General features: G+C 55.6%; 10 protein-coding genes. 7 read left to right on the plus strand and 3 right to left on the minus strand.

The features are described 5' to 3' along the window. The first annotated feature begins 12 nt into the window (after positions 1–12). The 6 genes from LCM31_RS01440 to LCM31_RS01465 all read left to right on the plus strand — a co-directional run bounded on the left by LCM31_RS01440 (position 13) and on the right by LCM31_RS01465 (position 13,886). Entirely contained in the window at positions 13–2,907 is a 2,895-nt protein-coding gene (locus LCM31_RS01440; protein ID WP_224866932.1) for a TonB-dependent receptor, read from the plus strand. Between the two features lie 346 nt (positions 2,908–3,253). After that, on the plus strand, positions 3,254–6,031 hold the full coding sequence (locus LCM31_RS01445; RefSeq protein ID WP_224866933.1) for a TonB-dependent receptor plug domain-containing protein: 2,778 nt from the start codon (positions 3,254–3,256) through the stop codon (positions 6,029–6,031). A 277-nt stretch (positions 6,032–6,308) separates the two neighbouring features. Then, positions 6,309–8,915: a TonB-dependent receptor plug domain-containing protein gene (locus LCM31_RS01450; RefSeq protein ID WP_224866934.1), complete on the plus strand. Its 2,607-nt coding sequence runs from the start codon at positions 6,309–6,311 to the stop codon at positions 8,913–8,915. A gap of 68 nt (positions 8,916–8,983) precedes the next feature. Continuing rightward, positions 8,984–9,961 carry a class I SAM-dependent methyltransferase gene (locus tag LCM31_RS01455; RefSeq protein WP_224866935.1) on the plus strand — a complete coding sequence of 326 codons (978 nt, stop codon included), beginning with the start codon at positions 8,984–8,986 and terminating at the stop codon, positions 9,959–9,961. Between the two features lie 115 nt (positions 9,962–10,076). Then, positions 10,077–10,661, plus strand: coding sequence for a MarC family protein (locus LCM31_RS01460; RefSeq protein ID WP_224866936.1), 585 nt, complete (start codon positions 10,077–10,079; stop codon positions 10,659–10,661). A 522-nt stretch (positions 10,662–11,183) separates the two neighbouring features. Next, complete coding sequence (locus LCM31_RS01465; protein ID WP_224866937.1) at positions 11,184–13,886, plus strand: TonB-dependent receptor plug domain-containing protein; 2,703 nt, start codon at positions 11,184–11,186, stop codon at positions 13,884–13,886. A gap of 68 nt (positions 13,887–13,954) precedes the next feature. Here the strand turns inward: LCM31_RS01465 and LCM31_RS01470 are convergent, their stop codons facing one another. Then, positions 13,955–15,154 (minus strand): tetratricopeptide repeat protein, encoded by a 1,200-nt coding sequence (locus tag LCM31_RS01470; RefSeq protein ID WP_224866939.1) that lies wholly within the window; start codon positions 15,152–15,154, stop codon positions 13,955–13,957. Positions 15,155–15,330: 176 nt separating this feature from the next. Between LCM31_RS01470 and LCM31_RS01475 the strand changes: the two genes are divergently transcribed. After that, positions 15,331–16,866, plus strand: coding sequence for a peptide MFS transporter (locus LCM31_RS01475; RefSeq protein WP_224866941.1), 1,536 nt, complete (start codon positions 15,331–15,333; stop codon positions 16,864–16,866). A gap of 92 nt (positions 16,867–16,958) precedes the next feature. Here the strand turns inward: LCM31_RS01475 and LCM31_RS01480 are convergent, their stop codons facing one another. Next, positions 16,959–17,783 carry a sulfite exporter TauE/SafE family protein gene (locus LCM31_RS01480; protein WP_224866943.1) on the minus strand — a complete coding sequence of 275 codons (825 nt, stop codon included), beginning with the start codon at positions 17,781–17,783 and terminating at the stop codon, positions 16,959–16,961. Positions 17,784–17,894: 111 nt separating this feature from the next. Continuing rightward, on the minus strand, positions 17,895–20,012 hold the full coding sequence (gene pnp, locus LCM31_RS01485; protein ID WP_224866945.1) for a polyribonucleotide nucleotidyltransferase: 2,118 nt from the start codon (positions 20,010–20,012) through the stop codon (positions 17,895–17,897). Between the last annotated feature and the right edge of the window lie 47 nt (positions 20,013–20,059).

A 20,059-nucleotide genomic window follows, 5' to 3' on the forward strand; every position in this document is an offset into this window, starting at 1 on the left:
GGATGAGTCGCATTGAATTTCCGGCATTGGGCAACGCTGTCGCTGACGGGTCTGCTTATACTCTCGCAGAGTAGCCTTGCCGCCTGCCCGAAATCCGGTGTTGAACTCCCCTCCGGCAACCTCTCCAAAGCACTCATATCGCTGGGCCGCCAATGCCGTATTTCACTGGTAGTACAGGCGGATAGCGCTTCTTCTATACAAGTCCGGAAACAATACCTCGAGACCCCCGACGGCAGTATTGCTCCTGCTTTGAAGCAGCTGCTGGCAAAAACCGGCCTGACATTTACCCACACCGGCACCAATGCCGTGGCAGTGGTGGCCAAAGCGAAGAAATCCGAACAGCAAGAAGCCGAAGACTCCCTCTTACCCGAAGAAGAGGTGATCGTCACCGGCCGCAGCCTGACCGGTAGCCATTTGCGCTACCTGAAGCTCGATAGCTATGCGCCGATCGATGTATTGGCGCAGCCGGAGCTCGAGATCACCGGTGCCCAGACCGTCTCAGAACTGCTGAAGTTTCTACCGGCAGTCTCCGGCAACTCCACCAGCACTTCGGTGACCAACGGTGGCAACGGCACCGCCACCGTCACACTGCGCGGCCTGCCTGCCAGCAACACCCTGGTACTTATCAACGGCCGGCGCATCGTCAGCAACGGCTTTGGCGGGGAAGCCGCGGACCTCAATACCATCCCCCTCTCTGCGGTAGACCGGATCGAAGTATTAAAAGACGGCGCGTCCGCAGTGTATGGCTCCGACGCCATTGCCGGGGTTGTGAACATCTTGCTGCGTAGAGACTTTGACGGCTTGTCCGTGAACAGTTACTACGGCCAGGCCGAACGCGGGGATCAGGAAACCAGTTCCTACAGCGTCACCTGGGGTGGAGGCAACGAAGATACACACCTGATGCTGAGCCTCGCGGACTACCGTCAGGGTGAAGTCTTGAGCCGCGATCGCACCATTTCGGATTCTGCGGATAACCGCGGCCGTGGCGGTACCGACTTGCGCTCCGCCGCATCACCACAGGGATTCATTGCCCTCGAGGATGAGGTCGTCACCAATAGCGTCGACGGCTACCGTACCTGGACAATGGAGGACCTGTATAACTTCCGCGAATACACCTCCGCACTAGTCCCCTCGGAACGCCAATCTGTTTATCTGGCGCTCAACCATCGCCTCCAGGGCGACACGCAAGCGTTCGCGGAGGCCATGGCCGTTCGCACCCGCTCCGAGGCGGCGATGGCACCTACTCCGGTATTTACCCGCTTTGACAATGGCGACCTGACGATATCCAGCGACAACATATACAACCCGTTCAACGAAGACATTGTCGATGTGCGCAAGCGGGTGATTGAGCTGGGCCCGCGCGCGCAACACAATGGCACGGACACCTTCCGGTTTAACACCGGCTTGAAGGGATTGATGGACGACTGGCAGTGGGAATTAACTGCGGCCGCGCACTACACCCGCGCACGTGAGCGCCTTACCAACCTGATCGACCCTTTCCGCCTTTCCCGCGCGCTCAAGGGGCCGGACATCTGTGCGGAAAACAGCGACTGCGTGCCCGTTAACCTTCTCGGCGTAACCGGAAGCATTGACGAGCAGCAACTGGATTACATCCGCGCAACCAGTTACGTGGACGGTGTGAGCCGAATGGCGTCCGTTACTTACATTGCCGACGGTCCGCTGGGCAAAATCGCGTCGGGTGACATTCTCGCTGCGGCTGGCGTCGAGTTGCGCAGAGAGGAAATCCGTTTCCGCTCCATCGATGCCGCTGGCTCCTCGTTCATCGGTGGCGCCTCCTCGGGCGCTGCCAAGGGATACCGGCTGATTGGCGAAAGCTTCGCGGAAATTTCCATTCCACTGTCCGCTGAACGACTTTGGCTGGACGGCGCAGTGCGCTACTCGGATTACAGCGATTTCGGCACCACGGCCAATCCAAAGATTGCATTGCGCTGGCGCCCCTGGCCATCTCTTCTGGTGCGTGCAAGTTATGCCACTGGCTTCAAGGCACCGACCCTGGTGGACATGAATCAGACTGGTTACCAAAGTCAGGAATTCCTGTTTGACCCCTGTACCAATAGCGACGCGGCCCTCCTCCCCGGCTGCAACGGGCAAGCAGACCAGTCACGAATTCAATACCTGACAGAATTTGGCGGCAACCCTGGCCTGCAGCCGGAGACTTCGGATAACCGCTCCCTCGGCATCGTGTGGACACCGGGCGGCTTTACCGGCTTCCATGCCAGCCTCGACCTGTACGATATCCGCCAAAACGATGTGATCGACACCAGCCCGCAATACCTGATCAACGAAAATGCAAACAACGGGCTCTTCAGTGATCGCGTTCAACGCGACGCCGGCGGTGACATCACGCGCATTGTCGCCACAAGACTCAATATCGGTGCGCGAGAAGTACGCGGTATTGACGCCTCCATGCGCTACCAGCACTTGTCAAAAAAACTGGGGCTCATTCGCTGGTCCATGAATGGCAGCCACATTGACCGCTACCTGAATCAGCTGGCGCCGGGTAGCCCTGTTGAGGACCTGACGGGCACCTTCGTCGACGCTGCGAGTGGCGGTGCCGGCTCGCTCCCGGAATGGAAAGCCAACACCGGTGTTTACATGCAGCGAGGACGCTGGGAAGGCGGCTACACCATTCATTACGTAGACAGCCTGGAAGAAAGCTTTACCCTCGACAACAAATTTGTCCGTCGAGATATTCACAGCTGGACAACCCACGACGTTCAAATCGCATACGCGGTACCGTCAGGATTTCGTTTTGCGATCGGCGTCGACAACCTGATGGACAAGGCTCCGCCGTTTGCAGCTTCCGCGTTCAACGATAATTTTGACGCGCGCACCTACGACATTGCCGGTCGCTATTGGTACACGACCTTTAGCTTCAACATGTAAAGCAAACGTCGCAAAAAATTCTCCGCGGATTTTTCCTTCGCCCATTTTTTCTGCGCACACCTGACGCGGAATATTTTTCTCAAACACTCTCCATGCGCCACGCGCACTGGCGCTTCTCATCGGTACTTTCACGCAACGAACGCACACCTCGTTCGCCATTTTCCCCACTTCTGACGCCGGTTTTGGCACGCCTGCACCAAAGGCGCAATTTCATTCACGAATCGACTTGAACGGTGAAAAATTGTTCTAGGGTTGATAGCAAGCCTCTTGTTGATAGATGTATGTAGTTGTCAGGGAGGGCGTAGCCATATTCGGCGATCATTACCGGTATCAGGAGAGGTATACCATGGACAAAACCCGTCTTTCTCGGGCAATCAAGGGCGCAATCGCAGCTGCAGCCGTCGCATCCAGCTTTTCTACCGTTTCGTTTGCTCAGGATGCTCAGGCGCAGGTTGAGGAAATTGTTGTAACCGGTTCTCGCATTCAACGTGCGACGGATGCCAATAGTGCCACGCCCATCACCGTATTCGATGCGGCTGCACTGGAGCAGTCGGGCCAGACAACGCTGGAAGATTTCCTGCAAAACATTCCATCCATGACAGGTGGTCAGCTGGGCTCCTCCGTGAACAACGGCAGTGCCGGCCTTTCAACCGTGTCACTGCGCGGTTTGGGCTCCAACCGCACGCTCATTTTGATGAACGGTCGCAGGCTCAGCTCATCCGCCGGCGCTACCGGCGTGGTGGACCTTAACACCATCCCCGTTTCGATTATTGAACGCGTGGAAATTCTGCGCGACGGTGCATCGACCATTTACGGTTCCGATGCCATCGCGGGTGTTATCAACATCATCACCAAAAGAGGTTTTGAAGGGGCGGAACTCTCGGCGGAGTACGGTTCTTCCACCCATGGCGATGGTGACGAATATCTGGCGGCAATGACCCTGGGTGCCTCCAATGATAAAGGGCACGTAATGGTCAACGCGCAGTACACCAAGCGCGAAAGAATCGGCCAGGGTGATCGCCGCTTCTCCGATTGCCCACGGCGTGAAATTGGCGGTGACGTGCTTTGCGGCGGCAGCTCGACAACCACGCCCGCCCGCTTCTCACCCACTGCGAACTCTGATCAGCTGATTGTAGATCCGGTTACCGGCCTGGTGCGCGACTTCAATGCCGCCACCGATGCCTATAATTTCGCCGACGCCAGCTATCTGGTGACCCCGCAAGAAGTTGCATCCATGTATGGCTACGGCACCTACGAGCTGTACGACTGGAAAGACTTCACCGACGTCAACGCGTTTACCGAACTTTCGTTTGTAAACCGGCGCTCAGACCAGTTAATGGCTGCAGAGGGCACCTTCTGGGGCCCCCTGGTACCCGTTAGCAACCCCTACAATCCAATCGGTGAACCAGTAAATATTGGTCGTCGCCTGGAAGAAACGGGCGGACGCGCATTCACTCAGGACCTAAATACCTGGCGTGGCGTTCTCGGCCTGGAAGGCGAATTCTGTAATGAGTGGACCTGGGATCTTTCCTACAATTACGCGCGCTGGGTAGATGCGCAGATTGACCGCGGCCGCGGTAACACCGTGCGCTTCGAAAACCTGCTTGATCCGGACCTGTGTGCGGAAGACCCGGACTGTGCGGCCGCCGTTGGAGCGTCCGGTGAGGTCGCCTGGAACCCCTTTGCCGAAGGTACCCTCACCCCAGAAATGCAAAACTATGCTCTGGTAACCAATTCACCGGTAGAGCGCTCCACCTTGCGCAGCTTGCAAGCGAACCTGGTAGGCGACTTCGGTGACTGGTCCCTTGCCAGTGAAGGGCCGGCCTGGGCAATAGGCTATGAGCATCGCGCCGAGCGCGTGGAAATTGTTGCGGACGGTGCCGCGCAAATCGGTCAGATCTACTTTGTCAGTGGTGACTCTTGGGGTGGCAACTACAGCGTCGACGAGTTCTACGGGGAGGTGCGACTCCCTATCATGGACGGCGAACCCTGGGTCGAAGTCCTCGCGGTAGAGGCCTCCTTCCGCTATTCCGATTACAACACCATCGGTAGCGACACCACCTTCGGTGCAGTTCTCGAATATGCACCGCTCGACGAACTGCGCTTCCGCGGCACCTACTCTGAGGGCTTCCGCGCGCCCGGTCTCGACGATCTGTTCCTGCCGCCAACGGTATCCGCAGAGTCCTATGCTGATCCGTGTAATGAATACGGTGCGGCAGATAATCCCAATGTCCGGGCTAACTGTGCTGCAGACGGCATTGCACCTGGCACCACCATTTCGTCCACTCAGGCAACCGGCCTGTTCGGTGGTAACCCAGATCTGGCAGCGGAGAAATCCGATAGCTGGACATTCGGTATCGTGTGGACCCCGTCCTGGACCGATGACATGGGCTTCACGCTGGACTACTTTGACATCAGCATTGACGACGCCATTGGGACCCTGACCACCGACACTATCGTCCAGGGCTGTTACGAGAGCCCCAACTTCAGCTCACCCTTGTGTGACCTGATCACCGGAGCAAGAGCAGTGGGTATCAGCCCATCGGCAGACGCGCCAACACGGCGCGCTTCCGACCTGACCATCGCCGGTCAGCTATTGAACAGCCAGAACGTGGCCACCTTTGAAACCTCTGGTGTGGACCTCGGCTTCGATTACAGCGTGCCCGTAGGCCCGGGTGTGGTAACCGTGAATGCCACCGCCACCTACCTGCACGAGTGGAAATACCGCGGCAGCTCAGAAGATCCCACCATCGATCTGGCGGGCTACTTCTACGCCGACCCGGTAACCACCGCCATCGTGGCCTTCCCAGAGTGGAAGTTCTACGGCACCGTAGGTTACGAGCTGGATTGCTGGAGCGCCTTCACTACCATACGCATGGTGGGTGAAGTGGACGACTTCGACCCGTCTCCGCGCGATCTGGCCACCCAGATTGATAATACCTGGTACCAGGATGTGAACTTCAACTACTTCCAGTGGGAAGGCGTCACCATCACCGGCGGTATCCGCAACCTTTGGAACCAACAGCCTCCCTATGTCACCAACTATGATGACATGAACACCCTGATGAGAAGCTACGACACCGTCGGTCGTTACTTCTACGGCGGTATTACCCTGCAGTTCTAAGGCTCTAGCCTCTCCTCCAAGCCCCGCCCTCATGGCGGGGCTTTTTTATGCCCAACAGGCACACCAACCCAAATTTCGCTCTGCCCACCTCAAACCTGACAACTGTCTAACCTGTCAAAACGACACTTTCAAAATTTTTATATTTTTTTTTGAGGGAACTTATACCTCATCCGTTAAATACACGTTGGGAAGGAAATGACCACTTGGGGGTAGTCGTTTCCGCACACGCCAAATCTGGCAAACAAACATAAATCCAACGATCAAGAGAGGATTTACAATGAAAAAGAACCTCCTGTCCGTAGCAGTAACTGCTGCGATCATGGTTCCAGCCTTGCCTGTATTCGCACAAGAAGATCCGGCCCTGGTAGAAGAGGTAGTGGTTACTGGTTCCCGCATTAAGCGCGAGACCCTGAACACCGCTGGCCAAACTGTTACTATTGACCGCTCTGACATCGACGTAACTGGCAACATGTCCGTTGCAGATGTACTGCGTGAAACATCCCTGAACACCTTGGGCTCTTTCAGTGAGCGCTCCGGTAGCTCCGCTCAGTCCAACGCAACCGTAAACCTGCGTGGCGCCGGCTCTGACCGTACCCTGGTACTGATCAACGGCCGTCGTGTTACTGGCTCCCCGTCTCTGGGCGGCGGCGGCTCCGTTAACCTGAACATGATCCCGATGGACGCGGTTGAGCGAATTGAGATCCTGGCTGATGGCGCCTCCTCTACCTACGGCTCCGACGCGGTAGCGGGTGTTGTTAACCTGATCATGCGCAAAAACTTTGAGGGTGTATCCTTCAAGTCCCGTATGGGCCGCCCATCTCAGGAAGGTGGCGATGAGCAAGGCATGAGCTTTGTATTCGGTGCAACTGGCGACCGTGTATCCGTAACCTCCGCATTTGAATTCAATTCCCGCGACGAGATCTACGATCGCGACCGCGACTACACTTCTGCCCGCTGGGCCGACGAAAATGGTGATGGTTTCATCGACATCTCCACTGAGACCGTTGGTGTAAGCCGTTACGCTCGCGGCATCTGGGATCCGGTTAACGAGACCTGGGCAGCTCCGGGCACCACCTGGAACGCAGAAACCGGCCTGTGGGAAGGCTCCAACTGTGAAGCCATCGGTGAAGGTTTCATCGACGCTCAGTACAAAGGCGGTAACGTTTGTGGTTACGCCTACGGCCTGATCTCCGCGAACCGCGCATCCCTGGAGCGTGCAAACAGCTTCACCAGCGCTGAATTCGACATTGATGGCAACTGGAAAGCCTACACCGACGTTCTGTTCTCCCGTGTAGAATCTTTCGGTCGCTACGCTCCTCCCGCGGCAAACTTCAGCCCGATGCCGGCTGATCACCCGGACAACCCTACTGGTGTAGACACCTACGCCACCTGGCGCTGGGACCGTATCGGGCCACGTGACAACACCGTAGAAGACCTGATGATGGACGGCACCTTCGGTTTTAACGGCCAGATCAATGACAACGTATCTCTGGAAGTTTACGGGCAATACGGCAAGTACATCTCTACCGGAATTGGCAGCAACTACCTGAGCTACGGTGGCCTCGCCATCAACAACGAATGGTACGGCGACCTGATCATGGACAGCGAAGAAGCTGTTGATCGTCTGCGCGCAACCACCGTTACCGATGAAGAGATGAACACCCGCAAGCTGTTTGCTGGTTCCCAGATCGACTTCATGGAGCTTTCCGGCGGCACCGCATCTGCATACGTAGGTGCTGAGCACATGGAAATCAACTACACCTCCATCGTTGACGCCCAGTCCGAAGCTGGCTGGATCGGTGGCAGTGCCGGTAACAGCGCAGCGGGCGGCCGTAAGCTGAGCGCTCTGTTCACTGAATTCCTGCTTCCGGTAACCGACCAGATCGAAGTTAACCTGGCCGCGCGCTACGACGATTACGACGATTTCGGCAGCGCTACCTCTCCGAAAGTTGGCGTCAACTACAGCCCGATTGACACCCTGACCCTGAAAGCTTCTTGGGGACAAGGCTTCAAGGCTCCGGCTCTGTCCGACCTGTACGGCGTGACCTCCTTCTCTGCGGAAGATGCAACTGACTACGTTTACTGTGCGGCTAACGGCATCTCAACTGCTAACTGTGTTGAAGAGCAGTACAACACTTACTACGGTTCCAACCCGGAACTGGAAGCAGAAGAGTCCGAAGCATTCACCTTTGGCGCGGTATATGATGTTACCGACACCATCACTGTGGGTGTTGACTACTTCAACCTGACAGTTGACAACGTAATTCAGGTTGTTGGCGCTCAGGACATGATCTTCGCCGAGCTGGCTGGCTTGCCGAATACTGTTGCTCGACTGGGCAACGGCGAGATCGATGAAATCCGCGCTGGTACCGTGAACGGACCTGGTTTCGAACTGCAATCTCTGGACTTCAACGCCAAAGGTTCTTTCGACACCAATTATGGTAACTTCGGTTTCAACGTTCTGTTCAGCCACCTCCTCGAATATAGCCAGCAGGCTTACTTCGGTGCGGCGGTTCAGGACCACGCTGGTTGGAACCTCTACCCTGAGTGGAAAGGTACCGTTGGCCTGACCTGGAATATGGGCAACCACAGCGTCGACTGGTACTCTGCTTACACCGGCGTGCACGCTGCTGAGAACACCATTAATAACGACGGCTCCCTGCTGCCGCCTCTGCGTGCAGAAGGCGAACTGGACAGCTGGCTGATTCACAACGTAGCTTATAACTACACCTTCAACGATGACCACAACGTACGCTTCGGCATCCGTAACGTCATGGATGAAGATCCGGTGTTCGACAAGAACGGTGAGTTCTCTCGTGACCACTACGACCTGTACAACAACTTCGGTCGTGTATACTTCGCTGAGTACTCCATCGACCTGTAATAGCAACATGAGTTGATTATTCAACTCGTTGTTGACAGGATAGGGCCTCCATTTGGAGGCCCTTTTTTATGAACACTGCAGATGCTTGGTCAGATTTCTGGAAACAAGGTTTTCCCACATCGTTTGCAAGCGATCTTCCCGAAAGCTATCAAGGGGAAATCGGCAGCTTTTGGATAGAAGCGGCGAGTAAGCTGAATAAAAAAGCAAAAATTTTAGATTTAGCCACCGGCAATGGTGCGCTAGCTCTGCTTTTCGCCAGATTCAGTCAAAAAAAACACATGGATTTTGAAATACACGCTATCGATAGCGCAGCGATTTCACCGGCGGAAAATAACAAGACCCCCTCCCTCACCCCACTTTACTCATCGATTAACTTCCACTCAAACTCAAGTATTGAGGACTTTGGATTTGATACGCCGGGCTCAATAGATCTAATTTCTTCACAGTTCGGTATAGAGTACTCAGACTTCACACGATCCATTTCAAATGCAGCGAGTCAACTCAAACCTGATGGAGAATTCAGAGCCATCTGCCACTACACTGAGTCAGAGACATTTGAAAACTGCATTGAAGACCAGTCAGCGTATAACCTCGCTATCGACACCCTTCAAATCCACGACCTAATTTCTAACTTTTTAAAGTCAATTGGTTCCATCGACTCTCTGAGTGCACTTGAAAAAGAAATCCTCATAGTAAGTAATCAGGAAAAGCTGAATGCTTTAATGAGTTCGATTAATGTACTGCGAGAAAAATATCCCAACTCTGCGGTCACAGCCTACTTCGTAAACAATGTAAATTCATTTTTTTCATCGCGCCTTGTGTCCACGGCTCAAGAGAAAGCGAACTTTTCCTCATCACTCGATACAGGCGCTAGAATGGGAAGGGTGCGAATAAACGATCAAATAAATGCCACTCTGTCTCCAGAATTAGTACAACGCTACGAACGTGCGATATCTGATAGCGGCCTTACTCTATCAAACAGCTCAAAATTTTTAGATGGGGAGAAGATTATTGGCTGGTGCTTCTGTGCTAATAAACCTACCTAATTACCTTAACTCGTATATTTAGGCTTTCAACTGCTATAAATTACTTACTTTGTCAGTACCATAAACGCCACAAATGTGTACGGTTGACGAACATCATTAACCAAGAGAGCTTCCGTTGGATACACTTACAGCCTTTTTGACTCTTCTCTTTGTAATGGATCCACTGGGCAATATCCCAGTATTCCTCGCCGCACTGAAGAACGTACCGCCAAAGCGCCAGCTTTACGTCATTATGCGTGAGCTGATCTTCGCACTAATCGTTTTACTGGTGTTCCTGTACGCCGGACGCTTTGTACTTGCGTGGCTTGGCTTGTCGCAGGAGGCGATTCGTATCGCAGGCGCGATCATCCTGTTCCTGATTGCCATACGGATGGTGTTCCCGATCGAGGGCGGCATTATGGGTGAGCGACTGGAAGGAGAGCCATTCTTTGTACCGCTGGCAGTGCCCCTGGTCGCAGGCCCCTCCACCATGGCAATTTTGATGCTTATGACAAATAGTGAGGGCGAGCAACTATGGGATTGGACTCTCGCACTGCTCGGCGCCTGGGGGGTATCGGCAGTTATCCTGTTGGCTTCGTCGCCTCTGGCTAAACTTTTGGGTAATCGAGGACTTATTGCCGTGGAAAGACTGATGGGGATGGTACTGGTAATGCTCGCCGTTCAGCTGTTCCTCGATGGTATAAAACAAAGCCTCAATTGATCCGTTTGAATTCTGGGCGCGGAAATCGCGTCCAGCGCACCTTCCTGTAACCTGCGTCGCCTATTACCAACCCTCCTCCTTCCTGTATTGCACCAGACGCAATTCCAGGCACTCACCGCGAAAACCCTTTCTACCAGTCGTTATCACTGCACACTCCCATGCTTGTAGAACTTAACTCCAGCATACGAAAGCAAATCACGAGAAAGGTCAAAAAACCAACACAACAAATGATTGATCACTATTTAATCACCGAACCTCTTTTTGGCGATAGCCATTCTCATCCTAATTTTCATAGAACTTTAATAATTTCTAACAACAATGGTCAAAATATAAGGATAAGAACACTTCTCGAAGAACGCTTTTTATCCAATATGAGCATTCATCGAACAAAATGAGTTAATGGGGACAGATACGCAAATGTCAGGTTAGTTCCATAAAATATTTTTGTCCTTTAAAGTCAGCTCGCACTCGATATAGAGCAAACAGATAAAAGTGCCTCTGAAAACATAAAAGGACACATCTATGATCAAGACCAAGTTGAGTATCGCTATTGCGGCCTTCAGCAGTATCGCTGCCGCAGGCGTTTCCGCTCAGGAAAACGTCCCCGGCCCTGCCGTTGAGGAAGTGATCGTTACTGGTTCCCGTATTGCGCGTGACCCACTGTCGACCACCGGCCCGATTACCATCGTAGATTCCGAGGCGATCAGCCGCTCCGGTGTTGGCACCATTGACGAGCTGCTGAACCAGCTGCCGTCCATGGGTACCACCGGTATCAACGCAAACGACAACAACGGTGGCCAGGGCCTGGCATTTGTTGACCTGCGTAACCTCGGTTCCGCGCGCACTTTGGTGCTCGTGAACGGTCGTCGCTTCGTCTCCTCCGCTTCCGGCGTGAGCTCTGCGGTGGACATGAACAACATCCCCGTTGAGATGATCGATCGAATCGAAGTGCTGACCGACGGTGCTTCCGCGGTTTACGGCTCCGACGCAGTTGCCGGCGTGATCAACGTGGTCATGAAAGATTCCTTTGAAGGTCTGCGTATCAATGCCCGCGCCGGTGCAACTTCCGAAGGCGGTGGTGAGAACGGAGACATATCCTTCACTTTCGGTAGCGAAGGCGACCGCGGCAGTTTCATCGCGAACATCAGCCACAGCCAGCGCGACGAAATTACTTACAACGACCGTGATTGGGCTGGCCTGACTAGCTCCATGGGCCCGAACGGCAACATCTTTACCCGCTACGGCGCCTTCAGCATCCAGGAAGACGGCGTGACCCTGGGCAATTACGCGGGCTACGACATTGGCCAGCACATGTGGCTGTCTGGCGCCATGGAACGTTCCTCCGCTACCGCATCTGGTAAATACTCCATCACCAACAGTGTTGAGCTGTGGGGTGAGGCAAGCTTCACTACCAAAACCACTAACCAGCAGCTGGCCGCACAGCCGATGTATGCCGGTAACGGTTTTAACCTGAACCCGGAAACGCACCTGCCTGAAGCCATCAAGTCTCAGCTGCAGGATGCCTGGCAACAAGCCGACGATGCCTATCAAATCGAGCTGGCTGCATATAACGCTGCGGTAGCGCAATGGGAAGCGCAGGGCAGCCCTGAAGGCCTTGAGCCGACTGCCCCGGTTGCCGCCCACGGCACCGACTGGGTTGATGGTTTCTCCGATTTCCGTATTCGCCCGGTTGACGGCGGCACCCGCTCTTACGAGCAGACCACCGACACTTACCGTCTGGCCACTGGCCTGAGCGGTGATTTCTCCAACGGTTGGAGCTGGGACACCTTCGTAAGCTACGGCAAAAACGAAGGCAATAACGTCACCCTGAACTCCTACAACAAAACCAAGCTGGATGAGATCTTCAGCGGTGAAGCTGGCCTCGATTTTGATTTCGCTGGTGGCATGAGCCCCGAAATCATGGATTACTTCCGTTACGACGACCGTGAAAACAACTCCTACGAGCTGCTGAACGCAGGTGCGTCCCTGTCCGGCGATATCGAAGCTATCGAATTCCAGGGCGGTGCACTGGGCTTCGCAGCGGGCGTGGAATACCGCGAGGAATCCGGTGAGTTCAACCCGTCCCCGGAAACCCAGAGCGGCGAAACCTTTGGTAACCAGCAAGACGCCACCGGCGGTGAATACGACGTTACCGAGGCATTTGCGGAATTCAATCTGCCAATCCTGCAAGGTGCGAAATTCGCAGAAGAGCTGACCGCTGACGTGGCGGTGCGCTACTCCGACTTCAGCACTTTTGGCGGCCAGAGCACCGGTAAAGTCGGTCTGGTTTACGCGCCGGTTGAAGACGTGCGCTTCCGTACCAGCTACTCCACTTCTTTCCGTGCGCCGGGTATCTATGAACTGTTCAGCGGTTCTGCGCAGAGCTACGAGTACCTGATCGATCCGTGTGACACCAGCGCGTCCAACACCGACGGCCAGGGTAAAAACTGCGGTATGGTCGGTGCGGGCTTCACCCAGGCGGGCAACCAGGTGCCAACCAACATCGGTGGTAACGAAGAACTGACCCCAGAAGAAGCGAAAACCTTCACCGCAGGCATCGTGTGGACCCCGAGCTTCGTAGACGACCTGTCCATCACCCTGGACTACTACGACATCAGCATCGAAGACGCGATCACCTCACCGGACCTGCAGCGTATCCTGGATGACTGCTTCCGCGATGGCATTGCAAGCGCATGTCAATTTGTTACCCGTGGCGCTGGCGATCAGATCGTTGCGCTGGAAGGTGCGAAGATGAACATCGGCCAGGTTGACACCCGCGGCGTGGACGTCGACATCGTACACAACCTGCACTTCGATGCCGGCCGTCTGGGCCTGCGCGCTCAGGCTTCCCGTCTGCTGGAGTACAACGAGTACAACGAGCAGTCCGGTACCGAGTCCGACTACCTCGAGTACGTGGGCACCACCGGTGGTCTGTACGTGAAATGGCGCGGCCTGGCCAGCGCCACCTGGTACGGTAACGACTGGGATATGGGTGCGGAAATGCAGTACTTCGACGATGGCTACAGCCCGTACAAGCCGGTTAAGTCCATGACTTACCTGAACCTGCGTGCAGGCTGGGATATCAATGAAGGCACGCGTCTGTCTGCCGGTATCGACAACGTGGCCGACAAGGCACCGGAAGACACTTCCGGCTACAACGACTGGAACAGCTTCTACGACTTCCAGGGTCGTTACTTCTGGGCTGGTGCTTCTTACCAGTTCTAAGTCGCGACTTTAATGTTGTAGACATTGCGTCGAACGAAAAAGGGGATGCCACTGGCATTCCCTTTTTTTTATTCTTTCCGGTCGCTGAGTAGATAATTCAGCTTTCTATTGTAGGCACTTTGCGTGCTTGGGTTATTCGCCAGAGAAAAAGCCTCGGAAAAATGTTCACGGGAATCATCAAACTCGCCCAGGCGAAAGCGCGTAAGCCCCATCAAAAAGTGAAACCGGTGATCGTTCTCATACTGCCAGATAGCACGTCGCAGCTGGCTTTTCGCACTCTTGTAATCCCCCTCTTCATACGCCGCCCGTGCCTGATAATACAGATAATACGGATTGCGCTCACGATGGTAGCGGGCCCGTTTCGCGTAGTAATCGGCTAGTTCAAACTGTTGCTGCTTGCGATGCAGGCGCTCCAGGTTGCTCATCGCAATGGCGTGATCGCCCTGTATCTGCAGTGCGCGCTTGTAACTTTCCTCGGCCGCACCAAATTCCTGATTGCGGCTGTAAAAAGCACCGAGATTTGCCCACAGATCCGCATGGTGAGGTCTCAACTCCAGGGACTTACGCAGATAGCGGAAGGCATCGCGCATCTCACCCTGCTGCATCAATTCAAGACCGCGGTTGCTGTAATACTGGGCAAATGCCTCGGTATCGGAAATCTTGCGCTGATCGTAGACAGGGTCATAAGCCTGCAGGTTGAAATCGACCACGCGCCGTCCGCGCGGGCTCTGGCTCACCATGTTGATATGGCGGTACACCACAAAGGTCTGCGCCTCTTCATGCCCCCACACCGGAGGCACTTCCACCTGGTTGAAATAGGCATTGGCACCGAGCTCCCGGGCCATAGCTACCATCAGCACCGTGAACGCCATACAGTTGCCCACCTGCTGGGAGTAAGTTTCGCTGGCGGTGAGGGTCTTGTCGGCGTGGTACTGCACCGTGTAATCGCGGCGCTCAAATCCATTCAGCAGTATTTGCAGGCGGTGCTGGGGGCCCGAGTCAGGTGCAATTTCCGCGAGGTAAGCCCGCATCTCGGGCGCAAGGCCCAGGATATCGTCCTCCGGAAGCTCCGAGAGGCGCACAGGTTCTGCAAACAGAGGCTGGCCGGATAACAACCACTGGGTATCGATTGGCTGGTGTACCTCGTCCGGGACACTGGCGCAGCCACTCAGCAGCAGCGCCAGGCCCCCAAACCAGATCTTGTTCCGCCAAGCAGCCAGCAGTGACCGATATTTGCCTGTCGTTCCAGAATATTCCGGGGTTTTCATGGTTATTCTCCCCATATCGTTTTCTGAATCTCTGATTTTCCACAATTCTTGTCGTGTAGGAATACCTTTCGCAGGTTCATTTCCTGTTTCAGCTGTAACCATTCGCCAGTTTCCGGCACCGCTGTTACACTCGCAGGGGATTAACTTATAACGTTATAACAATCGGAAACGCTGATATGTCGTCACAACTACAACACAACAGCGATGGCTTCTTTGGTCATCCCAAAGGGCTCTCCACCCTCTTCTTTACCGAGATGTGGGAACGGATGAGTTACTACGGCATGCGGGCCCTGCTGGTCCTGTTCATGACCGCCAGCCTGCAGCAGGAAGGCCTCGCCTTCACCGTTGCCGCTGCAACCGCAATCTACGGCCTGTATACCGGTGCCGTTTACTTCCTGGGCCTTCCAGGTGGCTGGATTGCCGACCGCCTGCTCGGCGGCCAGCGTACCGTCTGGTACGGCGGTATCATCATTATGTGCGGCCATATCGTGCTGGCCATTCCCAGTGAGAATACCTTCTTTATCGGCCTGATCCTGGTTGCCACCGGTACTGGTCTGCTGAAGCCAAATATCAGCGCCCTGGTTGGCCACCTCTACGCCGACGACGACGTGCGTCGCGACAGTGGCTATGCCCTCTACTACATGGGTATCAACATCGGTTCCGTACTGGGCTACATGATCTGTGGCTACTTCGGTGAGAAAGTGGGTTGGCACTGGGGCTTCGGTGCCGCTGCCGTGGGCATGGCCATCGGCCTGGTCCAGTACCGCAAGACCATCGGCAACCTGGGTGATGCCAGCCTGAAGCCGGAACACCCGATGACCGAAGCCGGCGCCAAGAAGGCCTGGGGCACCATCTGGGCGGTTGTGGCTGCCGTTGTGGTAATCACTGCGCTGACCATGAGCGGTGTAATCGTGTTTGACCCGGTTTCCGTGGCCAAGTACGTAGCCGTTGCCTTCACCCTGATCTTCTTTATCTACTACGCCTATATCTACTTCGCCGGCCAGCTGAGCCCATCCGAGAAGAAGCGTATGTGGGCCCTGTTCCTGGTGTGTGTGGCTTCCGCATGTTTCTGGTCCGGTTTTGAGCAGGCGGGTTCCTCCCTGAACCTGTTCGGCCGTGACTTCACCGACCGCATGATCGGCTCCTTCGAGATCCCGGCATCCTGGTTCCAGAACGTGAACCCGATGTTCATCATCATCCTGTCGCCGTTCTTCGCAGCCCTGTGGATCAACCTGGGCAAGCGCATGATCTCGCCGTCCTACGGCATGAAATGTGCGATTGGTCTGATCATCATGGCCACCGGCTTCATCGTCATGTTCTTCGCTGCCCAGCAGGCCGCTGCAGGCCTGAAAGTAGCGCCGATGTGGCTGGTAACCACTTACTTCCTGCACACCGTGGGTGAGCTGTGCCTGAGCCCGGTTGCACTGAGTGCGGTGAGCAAGTTGTCTCCGCGCCGCTTCGCCGGCCAGATGATGGGTGTGTTTGTACTCACCTACTCCATCGGCAACATCATCGCTGGCCTGCTGGCTGGTAACTTCGACCCGAACAATGTTTCCGAGCTGCCGAACCTGTACCTGCAGATCGCCATCTTCAGCATTGGTATCGGTGCCGTGATTGCGCTGATCAGCCTCAAGTCCAAGTCCTGGGAATCCCAGGGTGGCGACCATATCGAGCCTGTTGAGCCGGCCGAGGCGACTGCCAAGACCGTGTAATCGCTCGATTACAACGTAATAAAAAGGCCGCTGCGGGTAACCGCAGCGGCCTTTTTTTATGAGTATTGTTTTCGATATAGACGAGGGCTAGCTCAACCGAAAACCACCCCATAGTTCAGCCAGATAAAGCGCGCTCCGATCAGGAACAACAAGCCGGCAAAGCAGTTCTTCAACAACTGCGGTGAAAGCTTGTGCGCGAGCAGCGCGCCGAGGCGGGCGAACCAGGTACTGGCGAGCACAATGCCGAGAAACGCGGGCCAGTAGATATAGCCACTACTCCATTCCGGCAGCTGTGGATTGTTCCAGCCTTGCACCGCAAAGCTGAGCGCACCGGCGACCGCAATGGGTAGGCCGCAGGCGGCGGACGTCGCCACCGCGCGCTGGATGACCACATGGCAGCGCGTCAGGAATGGCACCGTCAGTGAGCCCCCGCCAATACCGAAAATCGCCGACACCCAACCGATAAAGCCCCCGGCAAACGAGAGCCCCACCCTGCCCGGTACACGGCTGCCGTCGCTGACGAGCTGCGCCTTGCGCAGGCCGTCGCGCCACATCTTGAGTGCGATACCAACGGCAAAAATACCAATCAGCAGCTGCAGCCAGGCACCGCTCAGCCAATCGGCAGTCATGCCGCCAATCCAGGAACCAATCAAGATGCCCGGCGCCATCGCAGCCACAATACTCCAGTCCACCGCCCCTTTGAGATGGTGGGTGCGCACGGAACTGATGGAGGTGATGATGATGGTGGCGAGTGAGGTGCCCACCGCCATGTGGGTGAGGATTTCCGGGGCGATGCCCTGCGCGGTAAACACCAGCACCAGTGCCGGCACGATGATCAGGCCCCCGCCGACACCAAACAGGCCGGCGATGGTGCCCGCCCCCATGCCCACCAGCAAGTAAATCAACAAAACTTCCACTGCGTGCCCCCAGTCCCTTATTGAAAGGTCATCAAAAAAAATGCAAAAAAAACGGTGGCATATAGCCACCGTTTTTGTCGGCCCGCAAGCGGGCCCGCAAACCAGCGGGAATTACTCCTCGCCAGTCGCCTCATCCGCCTGCTCGGCTTCATCGGCTTTGGCTTCCTTGATGGACAGCTTGATGCGGCCACGCTGGTCTACGTCCAGTACCTTGACCTTCACCATCTGGCCTTCGCTCAGGTAGTCAGTAACCGCATTTACGCGCTCTTCCGCGATCTGGGAAATGTGTACCAGACCGTCTTTACCCGGCAGGAAGTTAACAAACGCACCGAAGTCCACGATACGCACAACCTTACCTTCGTAGATCGCGCCGATTTCAGCTTCCGCGGTGATTTCCTCGATGCGGGTTACCGCCGCTTCCAGGCTCTCGCCGTCTTCACCGAACACCTTCACGGTACCATCATCTTCGATGTCGATGGTTGCACCGGTATCTTCGGTGATGGAGCGAATGGTCGCACCGCCTTTGCCGATCACGTCGCGGATCTTGTCCGGATGGATCTTCAGGGTGGCGTAACGCGGAGCGTTTTCGTTAACCACTTCGCGGGAAGCACCGATAACCTTGTTCATTTCCGCGAGGATGTGCAGACGCGCGTGCAGAGCTTGCTCCAGAGCGGTCTCCATGATCTCTTCGGTAATACCTTCGATCTTGATGTCCATCTGCAGCGCGGTCACACCAGAAGCGGTACCGGCTACCTTGAAGTCCATATCGCCGAGATGGTCTTCGTCACCCAGGATGTCGGTCAGAACGGCAAAGCCTTCGTCTTCCTTCACCAGACCCATGGCGATACCGGCAACCGGCGCCTTCAGCGGAACACCCGCGTCCATCAGGGCCAGGCTGGAACCACACACGGATGCCATGGAGCTGGAACCGTTGGATTCGGTGATCTCGGATACCACACGCAGGGTGTAGGGGAACTCTTCCGGGTTCGGCAGTACCGCAGCGATACCGCGACGGGCCAGACGGCCGTGGCCGATTTCACGACGGCTAGTAGCACCAACACGACCCGCTTCACCTACAGAGTAGGGAGGGAAGTTGTAGTGCAGCATGAAGTAATCTTTGCGCTCGCCTTCCAGGGCGTCGATGATCTGTGCATCGCGGGTCGCACCCAAAGTGGAAACCACCAGCGCCTGGGTTTCACCGCGGGTGAACAGCGAGGAACCGTGGCTCTTCGGCAGAACGCCAACTTCTACGGAGATCGGGCGTACAGTCTTGGTGTCGCGGCCGTCGATACGCGGCTCACCACGTACTACAGCGCCACGTACGGTCTTCTTCTCCAGCTTGCCGAAGTAGCTCTTAACGGTGCCTTCGTCCAGCTCTTCAGTCGCCAGGGCTTCAGCCGCTTCGTTACGCAACTCGCCCAGACGGGTAGTACGCGCCTGCTTGTCGGTGATTTTGTAGGCTTCCGCTACTTTCTCACCGAACTGGGCTTCCAGCGCAGACTTCAGCTCTTCGTTAACCGCTTCCGCCTGCCAATCCCAGGTGGGCTTGCCCGCTTCGGCTTTCAGTTCTGCACAGACTTTAACAACCGCCTGCATTTCCTGGTGGGCGTACAGTACCGCACCCAGCATGATGTCTTCCGGCAGCTCCGCAGCTTCGGACTCAACCATCAGGACCGCGTCTTTGGTACCGGCAACAACCATGTCCAGCTCAGACTCTTTCAGAGCGGCATAGCCAGGGTTCAGGATGTAGCCGTCTTTCTCGGTGTAACCAACACGGGCAGCACCAATCGGGCCCGCGAAAGGAATACCGGAAACAGACAGGGCAGCAGAGGTGCCGATCATGCCGGCGATATCCGGATCTACGTCTTTCTCGGCGGACAGTACAGTGATCATCACCTGTACTTCGTTCATGAAGCCATTCGGGAACAGCGGACGGATCGGACGGTCGATCAGGCGGGAGGTCAGAGTTTCTTTCTCAGACGGACGGCCTTCACGCTTGAAAAAACCACCGGGAATCTTGCCGGCCGCGTAGGCTTTTTCTACATAGTGTACGGACAGCGGGAAGAAGCCCTGATCTGGTCTGGCTTCTTTGGCGCCTACAACGGTACACAGAACAACGGTTTCACCGATGGTGACCAGCGCTGCGCCGGTGGCCTGGCGTGCAACTCGGCCAGTCTCAATGGTGACTTGATCTTTTCCGTACTGGAATGTTTTGGTTACTGGATTCACTAGTTTCTTTCCTGTTTCCTTACGGCTGCTGGCCCATTCCAACAGCC

The sequence above is a fragment of the Microbulbifer agarilyticus genome, from assembly GCF_020171345.1.
In the GTDB taxonomy this organism is placed as follows: Bacteria; Pseudomonadota; Gammaproteobacteria; order Pseudomonadales; family Cellvibrionaceae; genus Microbulbifer; species Microbulbifer agarilyticus_D.